Source organism: Pedobacter sp. UBA4863, assembly GCF_002399615.1.
Lineage (GTDB): Bacteria > Bacteroidota > Bacteroidia > Sphingobacteriales > Sphingobacteriaceae > Pedobacter.
Window position 1 is genome coordinate 78,905 of the sequence record NZ_DHDZ01000033.1, and the last position, 14,811, is coordinate 93,715.

The following is a 14,811-nucleotide window of genomic DNA, read 5'->3' on the forward strand; positions in this document are numbered from 1 at the left end:
GAGGCATGAAGACTCAATTTGAACTGGTAATTGACGGCAGGCTATTTAGGATGATCAATATGAACGTTCAGAAGATTCAGTTGCTACAGGTATTCACCGAGGTCGGCGGCAAGCAGCAACGCTTCCATATACATAGCGACAATGGCAAGGACCTTATTTTTGCTATGCCCGAATTTGTGCCCGCTGACATACTTTCCTATGAAAGGCAGCTTTCCGAGGGCATCAATGAATTTTACAGCTCCCCCGAAGGACAATCCTAATGGAGCGATTAGCTTAGATCAAAAAATTAGTCCTTTCTATCAAAGCGAAAATCAAGATACGCAAGTAAATAGATAAGATCCATCTCAAGCATACAAATTGATTCAAACGCGTTTAGTCCTGTTAAAAGCGAAGCATTGTATTCCGTTGCCAGAGCCGATAACTTTTCAATTCATCTTATTGTTAGCGGTATGATCGTGGTTAGTATAACGTACTTTCCAATTCGGAATTATGTCATTTAAATTTAAGATATTTTTCAACAACAGCCCTAAACTATCAAAGGATAACCGTATACTTAGAAGATATAATACAAGCTTTCACAATGAAATGTTAGGCTATCATCACTTAATATGAAATGGTACAATATTGACGAGGGACATTTTCCCGAACTTGACGAACCCGTTCTTCTTGCTAAAGAGCCTACTTCCGACCTGATCAAACAAACGCGTTTGGGAAGGTTGGTACTGGAGGACAATACCGCCGAAAAAGGCTGGTTCGTAGATAATGACTTGTATGTGATCTCTATCTCGTCAAGAAATTATTGGGCAAGGTTAATCGAAAAACCAATAGGAATTCCCGATACCGAAAAGCAGGAAATCTTAAGTGGATTTCTAAATACATACATGGAGACACTTAAGGAATACGAAAAGAAGTTCCAAAAATTGGCCGCCTGCATGATTACATCTGGCAAGGGAACATATGCACTTGACTATTACATTTCAGGCGTCCTTAACAGGAGCCTGTCCCTGATCTTTGGCTTTGAAACACTCATTGCGACCTCCAATTACCTTTCCGCCGCACACCTCGTTAGGCCACATCTGGATAATTACTTAAGATTGTCCGCCGCCTGGCTTGTCAATGAACCTCACACATTTGCTACGGAAGTCTGGAAAGGCGGCATCATCCGGAAGATGAAGGATAGGAACGGAAAGTTGATGACTGACGCCTACCTTAAGGAAATGGCAGCGGTAGATCACCCATGGATCTCAGACTTATACGATGGCACTTCCGGCTTCATACATTTCAGCGACAAACACATCGCAAATGCTACATCGGTGTCCCAGGAAGATAGTACGCTCACTACTTTCATAGGCAAAATAGACAACAAGGTATCCCATAGGTCCAGGATCGAAGCGACTATCGCCATGATAGAGATATCAAACTGCATAGCCAAAATGGTATATGGCTGGATTGAGACCAAAAGAATTAAAGGTTAACTTTAATTCTTGAAATAAAACATTAAAACATTCTCACATGTAAACCGCTCTCCAAATGGTAGACTTCAAACCAATAATTTCAACGACTTACCCGCTTATCATAAAAGCCACCCTTGATAGGCTAATTTATTTTGAAACAGACTCCATTCTCAGTTTCCTGGTAGCATCACATATCAAAATCACCACTGAAGAGAATAGCGAATTTAATGCTGATGAGGAACTGATAATTACCGACAAGTTCTATATCTATAAGATGCTCTGGAAAGCCATCTTGGAGACATTATATACCAAGTACCTCCCACACCAAAAATATAATTTTGAATGGCAAATAGAATGTACGCCATATTCAGTCATGATATGTGAATTTACTGAAGAATATTCCACGTCAAAAGAATTAGATAAGCTGACTAGCTTATTGAAAATTTCAGAAGACCAGTTAGAAGAAAATTATGATGAAATCATTACCAAATTAGGCTTTGATAAAATTGATCTGCCTAATGAATTGTCGGCCCTGCTTCCTTCAGACATGGTGCCATCAACACGAAAAGAACAACTTCACCTGTTTTTCAGGCTTATGAGTTTCCCTCCACTGCAAGAACTTGGACTATTTTACAGCAGATATAATAATTTTATAAAAGTTCAAACATCAAAACTAGCAGAGGCCTTCCCTTCCATGGAAAAACCAGAGATCCCAAATTTTGGGATGCCAGAACCTTTGCACTTGTCGCTATTTCAGATATACCATAAAACTTTTGAACGACATGGAATAGATGGATTTGAAAATAATCCAGCACTTGCGGAATATTTGGAGGATTTTCAACAAATCAGAAAGCTGGTAGCTGAACACATCGGTAACTTTAAAGATTCATGGATATGTCCATGCTGCGGAGAAAAACAGGAAATAAAACTACCTGAAGAAATTTTGGCTTATCGATACTTGCTTGAAAACCTTGAACTATCAAAAAGAATAGGACTTACTTATTTTTCAGAATTTAAACAAAATTACAAAGAAGATTTCACTACGAAAGTATTTAGCTTCCTTCCAAACCTCAACAAAGTTAACAACCCTGATTGCCTGATTCTAGTTGAAGGTGAAAGTGAAGAATCCTCTATTCCAATATTGGCTTTTCGCAAAAGGTTTATATTAAAAGAAAGCGCCATACAAGTGTATAATTCCAAATCAAAAGAAAAACTTGCTACGGACTTTCAAAATTTCAGCTCCAGAAATCCAAAACTTAAAATTATATGTTTACTAGACTCCGACGCGAAAAAAGAAAGAAAGGACATAGAACGTATGATCAGGAGCAATAAGGATAAGTACAGTATAATATTTATAGAACAAGGGACGTTTGAAGACTTGTTTGACCTAAATACTTCAATCGAGATCCTGAATGAAATGTATCCGAAGGGAGAAACAATTGTTGCAACCGATTTTGATGGTTCAAAAGATTTTCTATCGAACGTTAAAAAATTCCTTTTTCAAAAGAAAAAGGCACAATTTGACAAAGTTCTGTTCGCTAAAAAAATTGCTATGAAAATTGATATTGATAAAGTCCCAACAGCGATTGAACAACTATTGGAAATTGCTAATACATTCACATTACCGAAAAAATTTCTGGCTAAATAAAGATAGGATATTTAGAACAAAATGGTAAAGACAAAAGGCAGCATTTATGTGCTGCCTTTTGGTATCTAAACTATTCGCAATAATAAATCGGTCTATTTGAAGACGAAAATAGAACCAAGACTAAACCTTGCGGTAACGCCGAACTGAATACTCTTTCCCATTCCCAAATCCCTGTTCCCAAAAAGATCATCCGTTTGCAGGTACACTCCGCCAAGGAACCTACCGGACGCACCGTTGATATAGTTGACCCCAATACCCAGCACCGTATTGCTCTTTTCCAATGATGACTTTAATGAAATATTGGAACGGAAATAGGACCCTGTCATAATATAGTGGCTTTCACCCAGATCGATCATCTTCAGGTAGTCAAAACTGATATATACCTTGCCCAACTTACCAAAATCACCGCTATATGCCTTGAAGGACTTGGACTTCTTCAGGGTGCCATCGGTAAGTGCGGTATCCTTACTGAACGAATAGTCATCTTCCTCCAACGAACTGAAATTATTGGTATAGTTATACCCCACATTGAAACCGATATAGTTCATCTTCCATTGCCTTGTAAGACCAATTTCTACAAAGCCTCCCAGGTTTAAGGTGTCCAAAAAGCGGGTTTCATAGCTCCCAAAAACTTTCCCCCTATCGAACTTGAACTCCTGGCCCGTGAAACCTGCTCTCAGGTAGGAAAAAAGAGTTGTATTGGGAACATATTCAGCAGATGCGGACCTACGACTTTCGATCTGCTCCTTCAACTTCACGATCTCACTAAAAATGAGTTCGCCCCTAATACCATTGATGATAAGCTCTGCCTGCGCTTTGAGCTTCGGGCTACATTCTGTGTCCTTGGCGTCCAGGCCGGAAATAAGGCCGTAGATATTTACAATTATATTCTCATACCCCTGCAAGGGCAGGTCATCAAGAGCCTTCCTGAACTTTTTGGAATTTTCAGTTTCCACATCATTGGCGTCCTTACATCCCGTAAAATTTTTCTTGACCAACTTTTCATACACCTCATCGGCAATAGGGCCAAGCTTCTGCAATTCCGTATTGTCAACAGGCTTTGCCGAAAGTGGTTCGCTAAATTTGACAGACCGTTTCCCTATAAGAAATGAAAGCTCTGCCTTTGGAGTAAACTGGCCTTCCTTGAAAAGTGTGGCGATATTGCTCTCGTTCTTGCCCTGCAGGTCAAAACCGTATAATATTGTCTTATCCTTGGAATATCCATAATGGTTGATCTTCATCAGCCCTTCGGCAATGTCTATATTCAGCGAGCTTCCTCCGGTAACGATGGAACTCTTCCCACTGGCATCCTGGTTCAGTATCTGGGCACTGATGGACATGGGCAGCAATAGCACCCCGATAATTAGGTATTTGCTCATGGCCAGAGGATTTTATGGTTACCGGTAATCCTGACCTTGTTCTTGATGTTTCCCTCGAATACATCCTTTCCATTCCCGTACAATGGTATCCACTCACCCGTTTCAATTCCCTCATTAACCCTGCTTACCCAAACGGCAAGCTTCCACTTCCCGGCGGGGCCGCTCAAACGCATTTCAATGGTTAGGTGGCTGTCTGCCTAAACGGATTTTTCAAGGGTTCCCTTGTACTTGGTTGTCGTGTTGTAATCGATTTCCTGGTTTCCCAATGCTAGGGCCTCCAGCGTTACGGTAGCATCTACCGTAAGCTCATACTTGACTTTGACTTTTGGCATGGCTTAGAGCATTTAATATGTGAACGTTTAATTATTTGGAACTAATTTATACATATAAATTTGAAACCCGCAAGCGTTAACACCTAATTAATAAATACTCACTCCCCTTTCTGGGCATAACCTTCGGTCCGCGCTTTACGCTATATCCCCGATAATATCGGGAGATGCCGCTGCAATCACTTATGCTTTGCGCCTGACTTCCAAAGCTTGCACTGACCGAGTGCCAAAGGCACACGCAGTGCTTCCTTAGATTTCCCGAATGCTTTTCCGCCCAGATCGCAGCCCCCCACTGCGCTGCGGTGCCGCGAACAGGCCTCCACTCCCAAAGGCGGTTGCTGCTAAAGGTTGTTTTTCAATCGAAACGGACAAAAAGGGCAGCGAAGTTTGTGTCCGTACTTTCCTCCTTCCCGAAAGCGGCCAAAAGACTACGGCATAATGGCCCGTGGCCACCCTGCGGGACTTATTCCGTTTCCTTTTGGCTCCGCCCACGGACACACTTCCTGTGCTTTCTTTTTTTCCGTTTTTTCTTTTGAAAAACAGCTTTTGGGGAAGACGGCTAAAAAGGAACGGAACGAAAAACAATTATTCATTTAAAACACAGTGTTATGGAAATCACGGGAAGACTAACGGCGGATGCGACCGTCAGGAGCGTAAAAGGGGACAAAGAGGTGGTCAGTTTCAGCATCGCCATCAACGACAGCTACAGACCGAAGGGCAGCACGGAGAAAAAGAAGCTAACGACCTATATCAACTGCTCCTACTGGCTGAACAGCGCAGCGGCTAAGGTACTGCGCAAGGGGGCAATCGTGGAGGTATCGGGGCGCATCGGAATGAACGTCTACAACAACATGGACGGGCAGGCAGTGGGCAGCCTCACCTTTCACGTCAACAGCGTGAAGGTCACAGCCTATGCAAAACGGGAAGAGGAAGCGGAATTGCCCGCAACACACTACGTCCCACAGGCAACGGGTGGCAATCAACAGGTGGACGACCTGCCATTCTAAGTAAGCAACTAACAACAATCATTTACAGACAAAAATCAACAGTCATGCATAATCTTAATTTCAACGAGGAAACAGGAAAGTATTCATTCTACAGCTTAAAGGAAAAGGCTTGGCACGGGTTCGGGCAGATTTCACAGGAAATGCTGTCAAGCCGTGAGGTACTGCAACAGGCGCAGTTGGACTATACGGTCATCAAGGCTCCGCACACCTACCACATGCCATCGGGCAGGGAAATCATATCCAGTACATCGTTCTACACCTTTAGGGAGGACAACGAGGAGATACTCGGTGACGGACTGAGCGAAAAGTACGAGGTCGTTCAGAACACGGACGCTTTCGCATTCTTTGACGAGATAGTAAAGGGCGAGGGTATCATCTACGAAACGGCAGGCGCACTCGGCAAGGGGGAACGCATCTTCATCTCGGCAAAACTGCCGTCCTATATCAAGGTGTCCAACGATGATGTCATCGAACAGTACCTGTTCCTTACCACCTCCCACGATGCAAAGGAAAGTATCACCATCGCCTTTACGCCCGTGCGTATCGTCTGCAACAATACGCTCAATGCAGCGATGAACAACTGTTCCAATATCCTGCGCATACGCCATACGGCAAGCGCAGCGCAGCAGCTAAAGGAGGCGCACAGGTTCATGGGCATGGTCAACCAAATCTCCCCTATAATGGAACAGGTATTCCAACAGTGGACAAAGGTGCGCATCACGGACGAACAGGTGCAGCAGTTGATACAGGTGGCTCTTGCGCCCAACAGGGAAACATTGACCAATATCCGTGAGGGACGCATGGATGACAACTCGGCAGTGTACAAAAATCAGGTCTACAGCGCATTCGGCTACGGCATGATGGCGGACTCCCAACAACTGGACACCACCAAGGGAACACTGTTCGGGGCGTACAACGCCATCACGGGATACTTTCAGAACGTGCGCAGCTACGGCTCTAGCGAGGAGAAGATAAACTCCCTGCTTTGCGGTGGCACGGGGCAGCAGAAGGGACAGGCGGCATTCAACCTGTGCAGCGAGTTTGCCAAACATGGTGCGGACGCACTACAGCTTAATTAACCTATTGTTTCATCGGCAGCCGTCCCCACGGGCGGTTGCCATCAATCAAAAATCATGAAATCACTGGAAGAAATGAACAACGTGGAAAAGGCAAAGCTGATGTTCCAGTTGTTCCCGAGCGAGATACCGCAGCTACTGGAATTTGTAAAGGGCGTCTGCGATACTATTACAGAACACGAGGACATCGAAAGGAAACGTTGGCAGCACGGAATAGTAACATTCGATTTTTGGCTCTCACTGGTAAGGGACATAGCTACCGTTGTCAAAAGGTATGGCAGGGACTTGCACAAAAACAGGCAACTGTTCGGCGACCAGTTGTTCGATGGACAACTCGCACTGGTCATGGCACACTGCCTCAACCTCTACACCACCACAAGACAGCACCCGAACCAAAGGTTTGCCGATGCGGTGAAACTATTGTTCGGTTAAAAACACAGCTTGTGAAAATCACGGATTTGGACGGCAGGGAAATAACGGTCGTGGACTTGGAAGCAGCCATCGCAAAGGCAAGGGAATTTACGGGCTATCGGCATACCAACAGGGGGTATGCCGAATATGACCGAAACAGGAAAAGGTATTGGACGGACGTACTCGAAAAATTGGAACAACTAAAAAGGGAGGAAAAATGCAACAGCTAACGGAATTAACGGCCATGCCCATCCTGCCATTGGCAATGGCAGCGGTGGGACTTTTGATACGCTTCATCGTAGGCAGGCAACGCTTCAGGCGCAGGGGCATCGGGGGATTGCAGCACTTTAGCAGCTATACCCGTGCCTTGGCCATCACGCTTTTGGAAAGATTGGCCATGATACTTGCCAACCTGCTATTGCTGTTGGCAGCAGGCATAGGGATTTGGAAATATTTATAGAACGGAAAACAACAACAGTCATGATGAACTTTTTTCAATCCATCACCGCCCTACAGGTTAAGGGCGACTGGAAGATTACGATAGCAAGGGAAACGCCCGAAAGGTTTATTGTATCCATATTGGTGGTCAATACCACCTTGGGCGACAGCGCAGCAAAGATTGTCCCGCCCATACTGCTCAAGGGAACGGCAGAGGAACTGGACAGCGCATTCTTTGAACACATCGGCAGACCACTGGAGGAGACAGATGCCCTGTTCACCAACATGGAACAGTACCTCAAGGCAAGGGAACAGGCAAGGCTCAGTTCAAAGATGGAAAAGGACAGGAAGGAAAAACAGGATAAATCCAAGACCGACAAAGAGAGGAAGTTTGAGGAAGCGATGAAAAAAGCGGACGAACTGGAAGCCGAGGGCAAGCACCGTGAGGCTTGGATGAAAGTGCCGGAGGTAAACGAATATCCCGAACAGGAGGAAACCATCCGCAGACGCAAGTCGGAACTATCGGCAAAGTTCGCACCCAACCTTTTCAGCTAACCTTTAAAACGCAAAGACTATGTTACTGGCAACACAGATGGAACGCTGCTTCTCCTTTACGGAAAGCAACACCGAAATAGAACTGGCAGACCCTTCTGCCACCTACACCCCCGAAGGGGTACTCAACTTTTATTCACAGTCCTATCCGATACTCACCACAGCAAGGATTGTCGGCCCCGAAATTCGGGACGACAAGGTCTGCTACCGTTTTGAGACCACGATGGGAACAAAGGGATAGACAATGGAAAACAGGAACAGGATTATAAGGATTAAAAAAAAATCAAGGCAATGGGAACAGCAGCAGCAATTTGCAGGCTATCTGCAAGACCTCGGAAAACTGCCCGATGCAGCGGAGGTGAAAAAGAACAGGCAGCGCAGCGCACCGCCACAGCTAACGGCAGTGTTTTTCTGAAACACAGGTTCGACACCGTTTGGCTCACGCCACCCGATATGTCGGGAAGGCTCGAACGGGAGTTTTTCGGCTCGCTGCAAAACCTGTGCGACCTGTACCAAATCCCCCTGCCCGATGTGGCGCACCTCTCCTACCCGAAGAACATCGCCACCGCCTATGCCGCAGTAGCGGAATTACTGAAGGGGGAAAAGTTCAGTGTCATCATCGGGCAGGACTACAGGCGCAGGGCGACCATCGCCACCACTCGGGAACTTGGGACGGGGCATTGCCTGTACTATATCCCTATCCGTCCCCTTTGCCGTCTGATGGAAAGGGAGGCGGGAAGCAACTTGGTCAAATTGCTGCTTGAACTGTTCCGCTACCTCTACCATATCGTGGGCGTGCCCTACCATCGGAACGGCTATATCGGCTCGGTCTACGAAATGATGAACGAATGGGTGGAGGACGGTTGGGAGGATGGAGAATATACCGAACAGCAAAGGGCAGACCTACAGGAGTGCGATGCACAGGGAGAACTCCTTTGGGACTATCTCCGCACACCGTTCAGGAGCAGGCGGCTGCGCACAGCCATCAATGCCTGTTACCAAACGGGGCAGGCGGACGAAGTGCTTTTGGGAATAGCGGATGACCTGTTGCAGCTTGCCCTACAATATCCCAAGCGTTCCCTGTGCAGTAGCATCTGCAAAGACATCGGGGGCTTGGACAGGGAACAGTTGGAGGAGGATGGGCAGATAATCCAGTTGGATATGTACGTGTCCTTTTACTGGAGCTGCTACGACAGCACCTACGATAGCCTGTACGAATACGTCAATTCCTATTTTATGGAAATCGGCTACACGGACGAACCCAAGAGCATCCAGTGGTTCGACAAGCCACAGGAAAAAGATGCACACGGATTTGATTTTGAGCAAAGGATTTTTGAACTGCTGGACAGACTTACGGAACAGCTAAATATTTTGGACAATGAGGAACATCACCAAGACATTTGAACAGGAATACCTGCCAGTTAGGGCATTGCTCTTTTACGAGCAAAAGAACAGGGAGGACATCTATATCGAAAGCTACGATATTGCCCCCAATGGCAGCCCCATCAATGCCCACCCATTGGGCAGCAGGGAAATACAGCGGTTGGCGGAAAAGTTCAAACAGGTGGGGCAGCTATCCACCAACTATCTTTTCCCAAAGGGGATGATGCCCGAGAACGTGCTTTCGGTCAGCCCCTACGGCTCGGTAGTATGGTACACTCCTGCGCACGAGGTACAGCTTTACTTTATCGAAAGACTGGGCATCCCCTGTGGCATGGCGAAAGTTCCGCCATTGGTATGGAAAGCGGACAGGAAAAACCTGTACCTCTTTGCGCTCAGCAGGAACAAACGTCCCGAAAGGGATACCCCACTCTGCCACGCCCCGTTGTTCAACATCTATAACGATGGGAAAATCTGCATGGGAACGGTGGATGTGGAAATAGACTCCAGTACCTATTTGCAGGATTTTATCGGCACATGGCAGGACTACTTTTGGAACAGCTATTTCAGCCACCTTATTGGCAACCATAGCCCAGTAAAGGGCAACATCGTCCAGCTTTGGCAGCAGCAGGTCGAAACGGGCAGTAGTTTCCCGCTGAAGGTATTGCAGGCTACGGGCTTCACTCTTAAAAACTTGTTATGATGGAAACGGCAACAGAAAAACAGAAGGTACATATCGTGGACAGCTACCTGCTCAATCCCACCAACCCTATTATCGTCAACCTTATCGGTGCGGGCGGCACGGGAAGCCAAGTGCTTGGCACACTGGCAAAGACACATACCGCACTGCTCGAACTCGGACACCCTGGGCTGATGGTCAGGCTATTTGACGATGATGTCATCTCCCATGCCAACAGGGGAAGGCTGGCATTTACCGATGACGAGGTCGGATTGCATAAGTCCGTTGTCTTCATCAACCGTGTCAACCGATTTTTCGGGACGGACTGGAAAGCGGTAACGGCAAAATTTGATGCGCAGGCAATAGCCGATAAAAAGGAACTGGCGATGGCGGAAATCACCATTTCCTGCGTGGACTCCGTAAAGGCTCGGTTCGACATTGCCGAGATACTCGGAAGGTACAAAAAGGACATACAAAGGCATTCACCCAAATATTGGATAGACTACGGGAACGCTAGGGACACGGGGCAGGTATTGCTCGCTACGGTGGGTAGGATAAAGCAGCCAAATAGCCAAAAATATCAGACCGTCCCCGACATGCGTTTTGTGACCGAGGAATATGGCGACCTGCTAAGGGCATCCGAATCAGCGGACAATATGCCTAGCTGCTCGGTAGCCGAAGCACTCGGCAAACAGGACTTGTTCATCAACCCCACATTGGCGCAGCTTGGCGGTTCTCTGCTCTGGCAGATGTTCCGTGAGGGAATGTTGTTCAATAAAGGATTCTTCCACAACCTCAAGACATTCAGGACACAGCCGATACCAGTTGCATAGCCTTCCCAAAGCGCCCACAAGGGGCGCTTCTTTCTTTGTCAGGCGCAGCAAAGAAAGAAGCAAAGAAACGCTGTAGTGTATAGATGAAATAAGTGATTATAAGATTCACCATATCATCAACCCGCTTATTATTGTTTGACAATTTTATAGAAGAATTGCCCATTGATCCTCAAAAGGTTTATTCCATTCGGGAGCATCGAAATATCGAAAATATGTTCCATTTCATTTCCCATCACCTCACTGATTAAAACCCTTCCCGCCATATCAATTACCTCAATTTTTGTAATCGGTTCTGAAGATGTAAGCTTTACCATATCAGATGCTGGATTTGGCATAATATCAATTCTGAAAATCTTGCTAAACCCTGGAACATTGGTCGCCCATGCCGTATCAATATTTGAATAGGTGCGATTATAGACCACGCCATTAATAATGCATGGATTGGAAAGTTCTGCTTCTATGCGGTATCGATTGTTGCCAGAAGGAAGAAAGCTATCGACAAACGTTGTATCCAGGCCACTTATTAGAAAACTTGCAATGGTCTGAAAGGAGCCGTTGTTGTTACTTCTTCTCACATGATAGACTGGATTTACAATTCCCTCATAAGCATTCCACGTCAGGGAAGCCATTCCTCCCGGCACATGGGAATAGTTAACCCTGACTGGCCTGAATGCCGGTGATGTGGATATATCAGTTGATCCCCCGCAACTATCAAAGGTAGACAGCTTATATCTAAAGGGCTGACCTTGTTGCGAAGCTGATGCATCGATATAGGAACCTACATTTCCCATCGCATTTGCGATCTGTATAAAGTTTCCATTCTGTTCCCTGAAAAGCCTGAAAGAATCTATGTTCTGATAGGAACTGGCGTCCCAAATCAAGGTATTGTTGCCTGTAACCGTATCCGTTGTTACCAAACACAGACTAGCAGTAGTCTGTTGTGGACAATTGAAGGTCATCACCGTAGCATACCAGCCATTATTGGATATTCCTGTTGAGTCTTGGTAACATATAAAAAGTGACCCGAGCTTACTGATTGTAAACACCATTTCACTAGCGTTGCCATTAGTAAATGTCCGACGTCCTACAGGCTTCCAAATCCCATTGCTATATCTAACTACCGTTGCCTTATAGCCGAAATTGCGTTCGGTAAAAGACATAAATGGTGTTCCGTCAGGGTCTATGGCAATTGTCGGTTTATAGGTAGTATCAATAGGGATTTCAGTACCGCCAACATATGACCAGGACAAGCCATTATATCTCATTACGCCAGAGCGTAGTTTATTGTCAGCTTCCAAAAAACCAACATAGGGACTTCCATCTGGATGTATTGCCAGTGAAATAAATATGGAATTATTTGGAGAAAATCTTGGGATGCCGACCTGAACCCAACTGTTACCGTCAAATTTTTTCACCGAAACCTTTGATGTACCAAGTAAACTCTCATGATATGCTACATAAGGGGTGTTCTGATGATCGAATTTAATATCCACATCATTTGCAGTTCCAGCAGACATGCCGGGTATTCCTACCAGTACCCAGTTGGTTCCGTCAAATTTCATAACCGATGGTTGTGAATTAGTAGTACCATCGATGAATACGATGTATGGTACACCACCGGTATCTAATGTCAGTTTAAGTCCACCGGCTGAATTAGGGGTAAATCTTTCCGTCCCAACCGTAGTCCAGCTACTACCGTTAAATTTCTTTACGGTAGCTCTTGTAGTCACAGTTCCTTCTGGATAGCCAACATAAATATTGTCGTTCTTATCAACTGCTATTGAACTGCTCAAAAACTGGTCAAATGAAAACCCTCTGTTACCTACGACAACCCAGTTAGCTCCATTAAACTTCATAACAGTTGCCAAATTATTGATACCGCCATCTGAAAAGGCTACATAGGGCGTTCCCATCTTATCCGTAGCAATTGATTGGGCCCTTATAATATTTGGAGAAAATGTTCGGTTGCCTAACAGGGACCATTGTGCAATTGAGGTAATGTGTACAAGCAATACGAACACTAATAGTAGTGATTTTTTCATGATGATTTTTTTAGATGATGATGAACTGAAATTAGGATGAAATTTGATAAGTGGAATGATGAGAGATGTTAATTGGCAGTTAATGAGCCAAACTGCAACATGTACAGAATTGTTTAAAAAAGAACGGTCGGCACTTTGCCGACCGAACATCAAAATTAAAGAGACTTCAGTTTTTCACTGAACTCTTTCAGTCCCGATTTTGCAAGCAAATCCTCCGCTATGGTACTGATCAATTCAACTTCTGCTTTCTGCAATGCCTGCAACAATGCTGGTCGATCATTGCCCTTTGCACCAAGACCGTATTCAATAATTGCGCTTACGATCAACACATTCTTTCTTGAAATTTTCAGATCGACTTTTACAGCCTCGTTCATACCTGGGATACTCATTATCGTATCCATCCATTTCACCGCATCTTTTTGTTCCATCATCTTTAGGTATTTTAATTTTAAACTGTCCAAATTTATTTAGCCTATCCGTATTGCACATAGTCAAAATTTGGTCGTGTTAATGCAATCAATTGGCATTTGTATAGTTTTGTACCAATCAGTAAAGCGAGGGGATTATGAAACATTGGGAACGGGAAGAGATTGATGACATTCGGAATAGGGATATTGTTTCCTACCTGAACATGATTGGGCATTTACCCGAAAAGTTAAACAGGTCATCCTATTGGTACCTTTCTCCTTTGAGAAATGAAAACACGGCATCGTTCAAGGTAGACCAAAAGCTAAATAGATGGTATGACTTTGGCACTAGAGAAGGCGGCGATATGATAGACCTTATCCTTCGTCTAAAAGAGTGGACATTTACCCAGCTCATGGAAAGCGAGAATCCATTTGACGGAAAAACTATCCAACAAAACTCTACTGAAATATCTTCTGAACAAGTTCCAAAAATCTTAATAGAAAAAGTATCAGAACTCTCCTACCCAAGTCTTAAAAAGTATCTCGAAGAACGGGGAATTTCATGGAAGGTCGCCAGGCTATTCTGTGCACAGGTTAATTTTGAACTCTACGAAAAGAAATACTTCGCCATTGGCTTTCCCAATGACCTTGGAGGATATGAGCTGCGCAGTAGCTTTTTCAAGTGGGCAAGCAGTCCTAAAACAGTGACGAGGTTTCTGAATGGTTCAAAAAGACTATCAGTTTTTGAAGGCTTCTTTGATTTCCTTTCCCATGCTACAAATCTCGGAGAGGACGAACTTGACAAAGGCGATTATCTTATCCTCAATTCCATCTCGTTCATCAATGAACAAATAGAATTTATGGACGGTTACGAAAATGTAGACCTATATCTGGACAGGGATGAAACCGGACAAATTTGCAGCCGGGAATTGGAACAGGCAAATGAACGGTATTCGGATAAAAGCACAATGTATTCTGGCTTCAAGGATCTGAATGAATGGTGGATATCGAAAGTTAATATGAGTTGACATAAAATAATACCAAAGACGGCTTACAGGCAGTTATGATATTTTTACGACAATAGGAATATCCCTCTGATTGTCTAAAGGGGATTGCAGGGTGTTTTTGCAATCCGCAAGATGTACTGTTGTTAAACAACAGAAATCTTGCCCACCG

Annotated in this window: 17 protein-coding genes; 14 read left to right on the plus strand and 3 right to left on the minus strand. The window is 44.8% G+C overall.

The features are described from left to right. The first annotated feature begins 5 nt into the window (after positions 1 to 5). The 3 genes from B3I52_RS07145 to B3I52_RS07155 all read left to right on the plus strand — a co-directional run bounded on the left by B3I52_RS07145 (position 6) and on the right by B3I52_RS07155 (position 3,102). A complete protein-coding gene (locus B3I52_RS07145; RefSeq protein ID WP_293299907.1) occupies positions 6 to 260 on the plus strand; it encodes a hypothetical protein in 255 nt (84 codons plus the stop codon). A gap of 348 nt (positions 261 to 608) precedes the next feature. Beyond that, positions 609 to 1,475, plus strand: coding sequence for a hypothetical protein (locus B3I52_RS07150; RefSeq protein WP_293299908.1), 867 nt, complete (start codon positions 609 to 611; stop codon positions 1,473 to 1,475). A gap of 55 nt (positions 1,476 to 1,530) precedes the next feature. After that, on the plus strand, positions 1,531 to 3,102 hold the full coding sequence (locus B3I52_RS07155; protein WP_293299909.1) for a hypothetical protein: 1,572 nt from the start codon (positions 1,531 to 1,533) through the stop codon (positions 3,100 to 3,102). A gap of 92 nt (positions 3,103 to 3,194) precedes the next feature. Here B3I52_RS07155 and B3I52_RS07160 read toward each other — a convergent pair whose 3' ends face one another. Next, entirely contained in the window at positions 3,195 to 4,481 is a 1,287-nt protein-coding gene (locus B3I52_RS07160) for a hypothetical protein (RefSeq protein ID WP_293299911.1), read from the minus strand. Positions 4,482 to 5,248: 767 nt separating this feature from the next. On the opposite strand from B3I52_RS07160, the gene B3I52_RS07165 reads away from it, so the two are divergent. The 10 genes from B3I52_RS07165 to B3I52_RS07210 all read left to right on the plus strand — a co-directional run bounded on the left by B3I52_RS07165 (position 5,249) and on the right by B3I52_RS07210 (position 11,186). Then, entirely contained in the window at positions 5,249 to 5,407 is a 159-nt protein-coding gene (locus tag B3I52_RS07165) for a hypothetical protein (RefSeq protein WP_293299913.1), read from the plus strand. An 11-nt stretch (positions 5,408 to 5,418) separates the two neighbouring features. Further along, entirely contained in the window at positions 5,419 to 5,817 is a 399-nt protein-coding gene (locus B3I52_RS07170) for a single-stranded DNA-binding protein (protein WP_293299915.1), read from the plus strand. 44 nt (positions 5,818 to 5,861) lie between these two features. Continuing rightward, the gene (locus B3I52_RS07175; protein WP_293299917.1) at positions 5,862 to 6,896 is read left to right on the plus strand and encodes a DUF932 domain-containing protein; all 1,035 of its coding nucleotides are present in this window, start codon (positions 5,862 to 5,864) and stop codon (positions 6,894 to 6,896) included. A 54-nt stretch (positions 6,897 to 6,950) separates the two neighbouring features. Further along, complete coding sequence (locus B3I52_RS07180; protein WP_293299919.1) at positions 6,951 to 7,325, plus strand: hypothetical protein; 375 nt, start codon at positions 6,951 to 6,953, stop codon at positions 7,323 to 7,325. Positions 7,326 to 7,473: 148 nt separating this feature from the next. Next, positions 7,474 to 7,764, plus strand: a complete 291-nt coding sequence (locus B3I52_RS07185; RefSeq protein WP_293299921.1) for a hypothetical protein — start codon at positions 7,474 to 7,476, stop codon at positions 7,762 to 7,764. 20 nt (positions 7,765 to 7,784) lie between these two features. Then, positions 7,785 to 8,297, plus strand: coding sequence for a prtrc system protein e (locus tag B3I52_RS07190; protein ID WP_293299923.1), 513 nt, complete (start codon positions 7,785 to 7,787; stop codon positions 8,295 to 8,297). A 19-nt stretch (positions 8,298 to 8,316) separates the two neighbouring features. Further along, complete coding sequence (locus B3I52_RS07195) at positions 8,317 to 8,535, plus strand: PRTRC system protein C (protein WP_293299924.1); 219 nt, start codon at positions 8,317 to 8,319, stop codon at positions 8,533 to 8,535. A 50-nt stretch (positions 8,536 to 8,585) separates the two neighbouring features. Continuing rightward, positions 8,586 to 9,698, plus strand: coding sequence for a hypothetical protein (locus B3I52_RS07200; protein WP_293299925.1), 1,113 nt, complete (start codon positions 8,586 to 8,588; stop codon positions 9,696 to 9,698). Continuing rightward, positions 9,673 to 10,377, plus strand: coding sequence for a PRTRC system protein B (locus B3I52_RS07205; RefSeq protein WP_293299927.1), 705 nt, complete (start codon positions 9,673 to 9,675; stop codon positions 10,375 to 10,377). Before B3I52_RS07200 ends, B3I52_RS07205 begins: the two co-directional genes overlap by 26 nt. Further along, positions 10,374 to 11,186: a PRTRC system ThiF family protein gene (locus tag B3I52_RS07210; protein ID WP_293299929.1), complete on the plus strand. Its 813-nt coding sequence runs from the start codon at positions 10,374 to 10,376 to the stop codon at positions 11,184 to 11,186. Before B3I52_RS07205 ends, B3I52_RS07210 begins: the two co-directional genes overlap by 4 nt. Positions 11,187 to 11,314: 128 nt before the next feature. Here the strand turns inward: B3I52_RS07210 and B3I52_RS07215 are convergent, their stop codons facing one another. Both B3I52_RS07215 and B3I52_RS07220 read right to left on the minus strand, forming a co-directional pair. Continuing rightward, complete coding sequence (locus B3I52_RS07215; protein ID WP_293299931.1) at positions 11,315 to 13,228, minus strand: T9SS type A sorting domain-containing protein; 1,914 nt, start codon at positions 13,226 to 13,228, stop codon at positions 11,315 to 11,317. A gap of 155 nt (positions 13,229 to 13,383) precedes the next feature. Next, on the minus strand, positions 13,384 to 13,659 hold the full coding sequence (locus tag B3I52_RS07220) for a hypothetical protein (RefSeq protein WP_293299933.1): 276 nt from the start codon (positions 13,657 to 13,659) through the stop codon (positions 13,384 to 13,386). A gap of 134 nt (positions 13,660 to 13,793) precedes the next feature. Here B3I52_RS07220 and B3I52_RS07225 point away from each other — a divergent pair, with 134 nt between their 5' ends. Further along, on the plus strand, positions 13,794 to 14,663 hold the full coding sequence (locus B3I52_RS07225) for a toprim domain-containing protein (protein WP_293299935.1): 870 nt from the start codon (positions 13,794 to 13,796) through the stop codon (positions 14,661 to 14,663). Positions 14,664 to 14,811 lie beyond the last annotated feature (148 nt).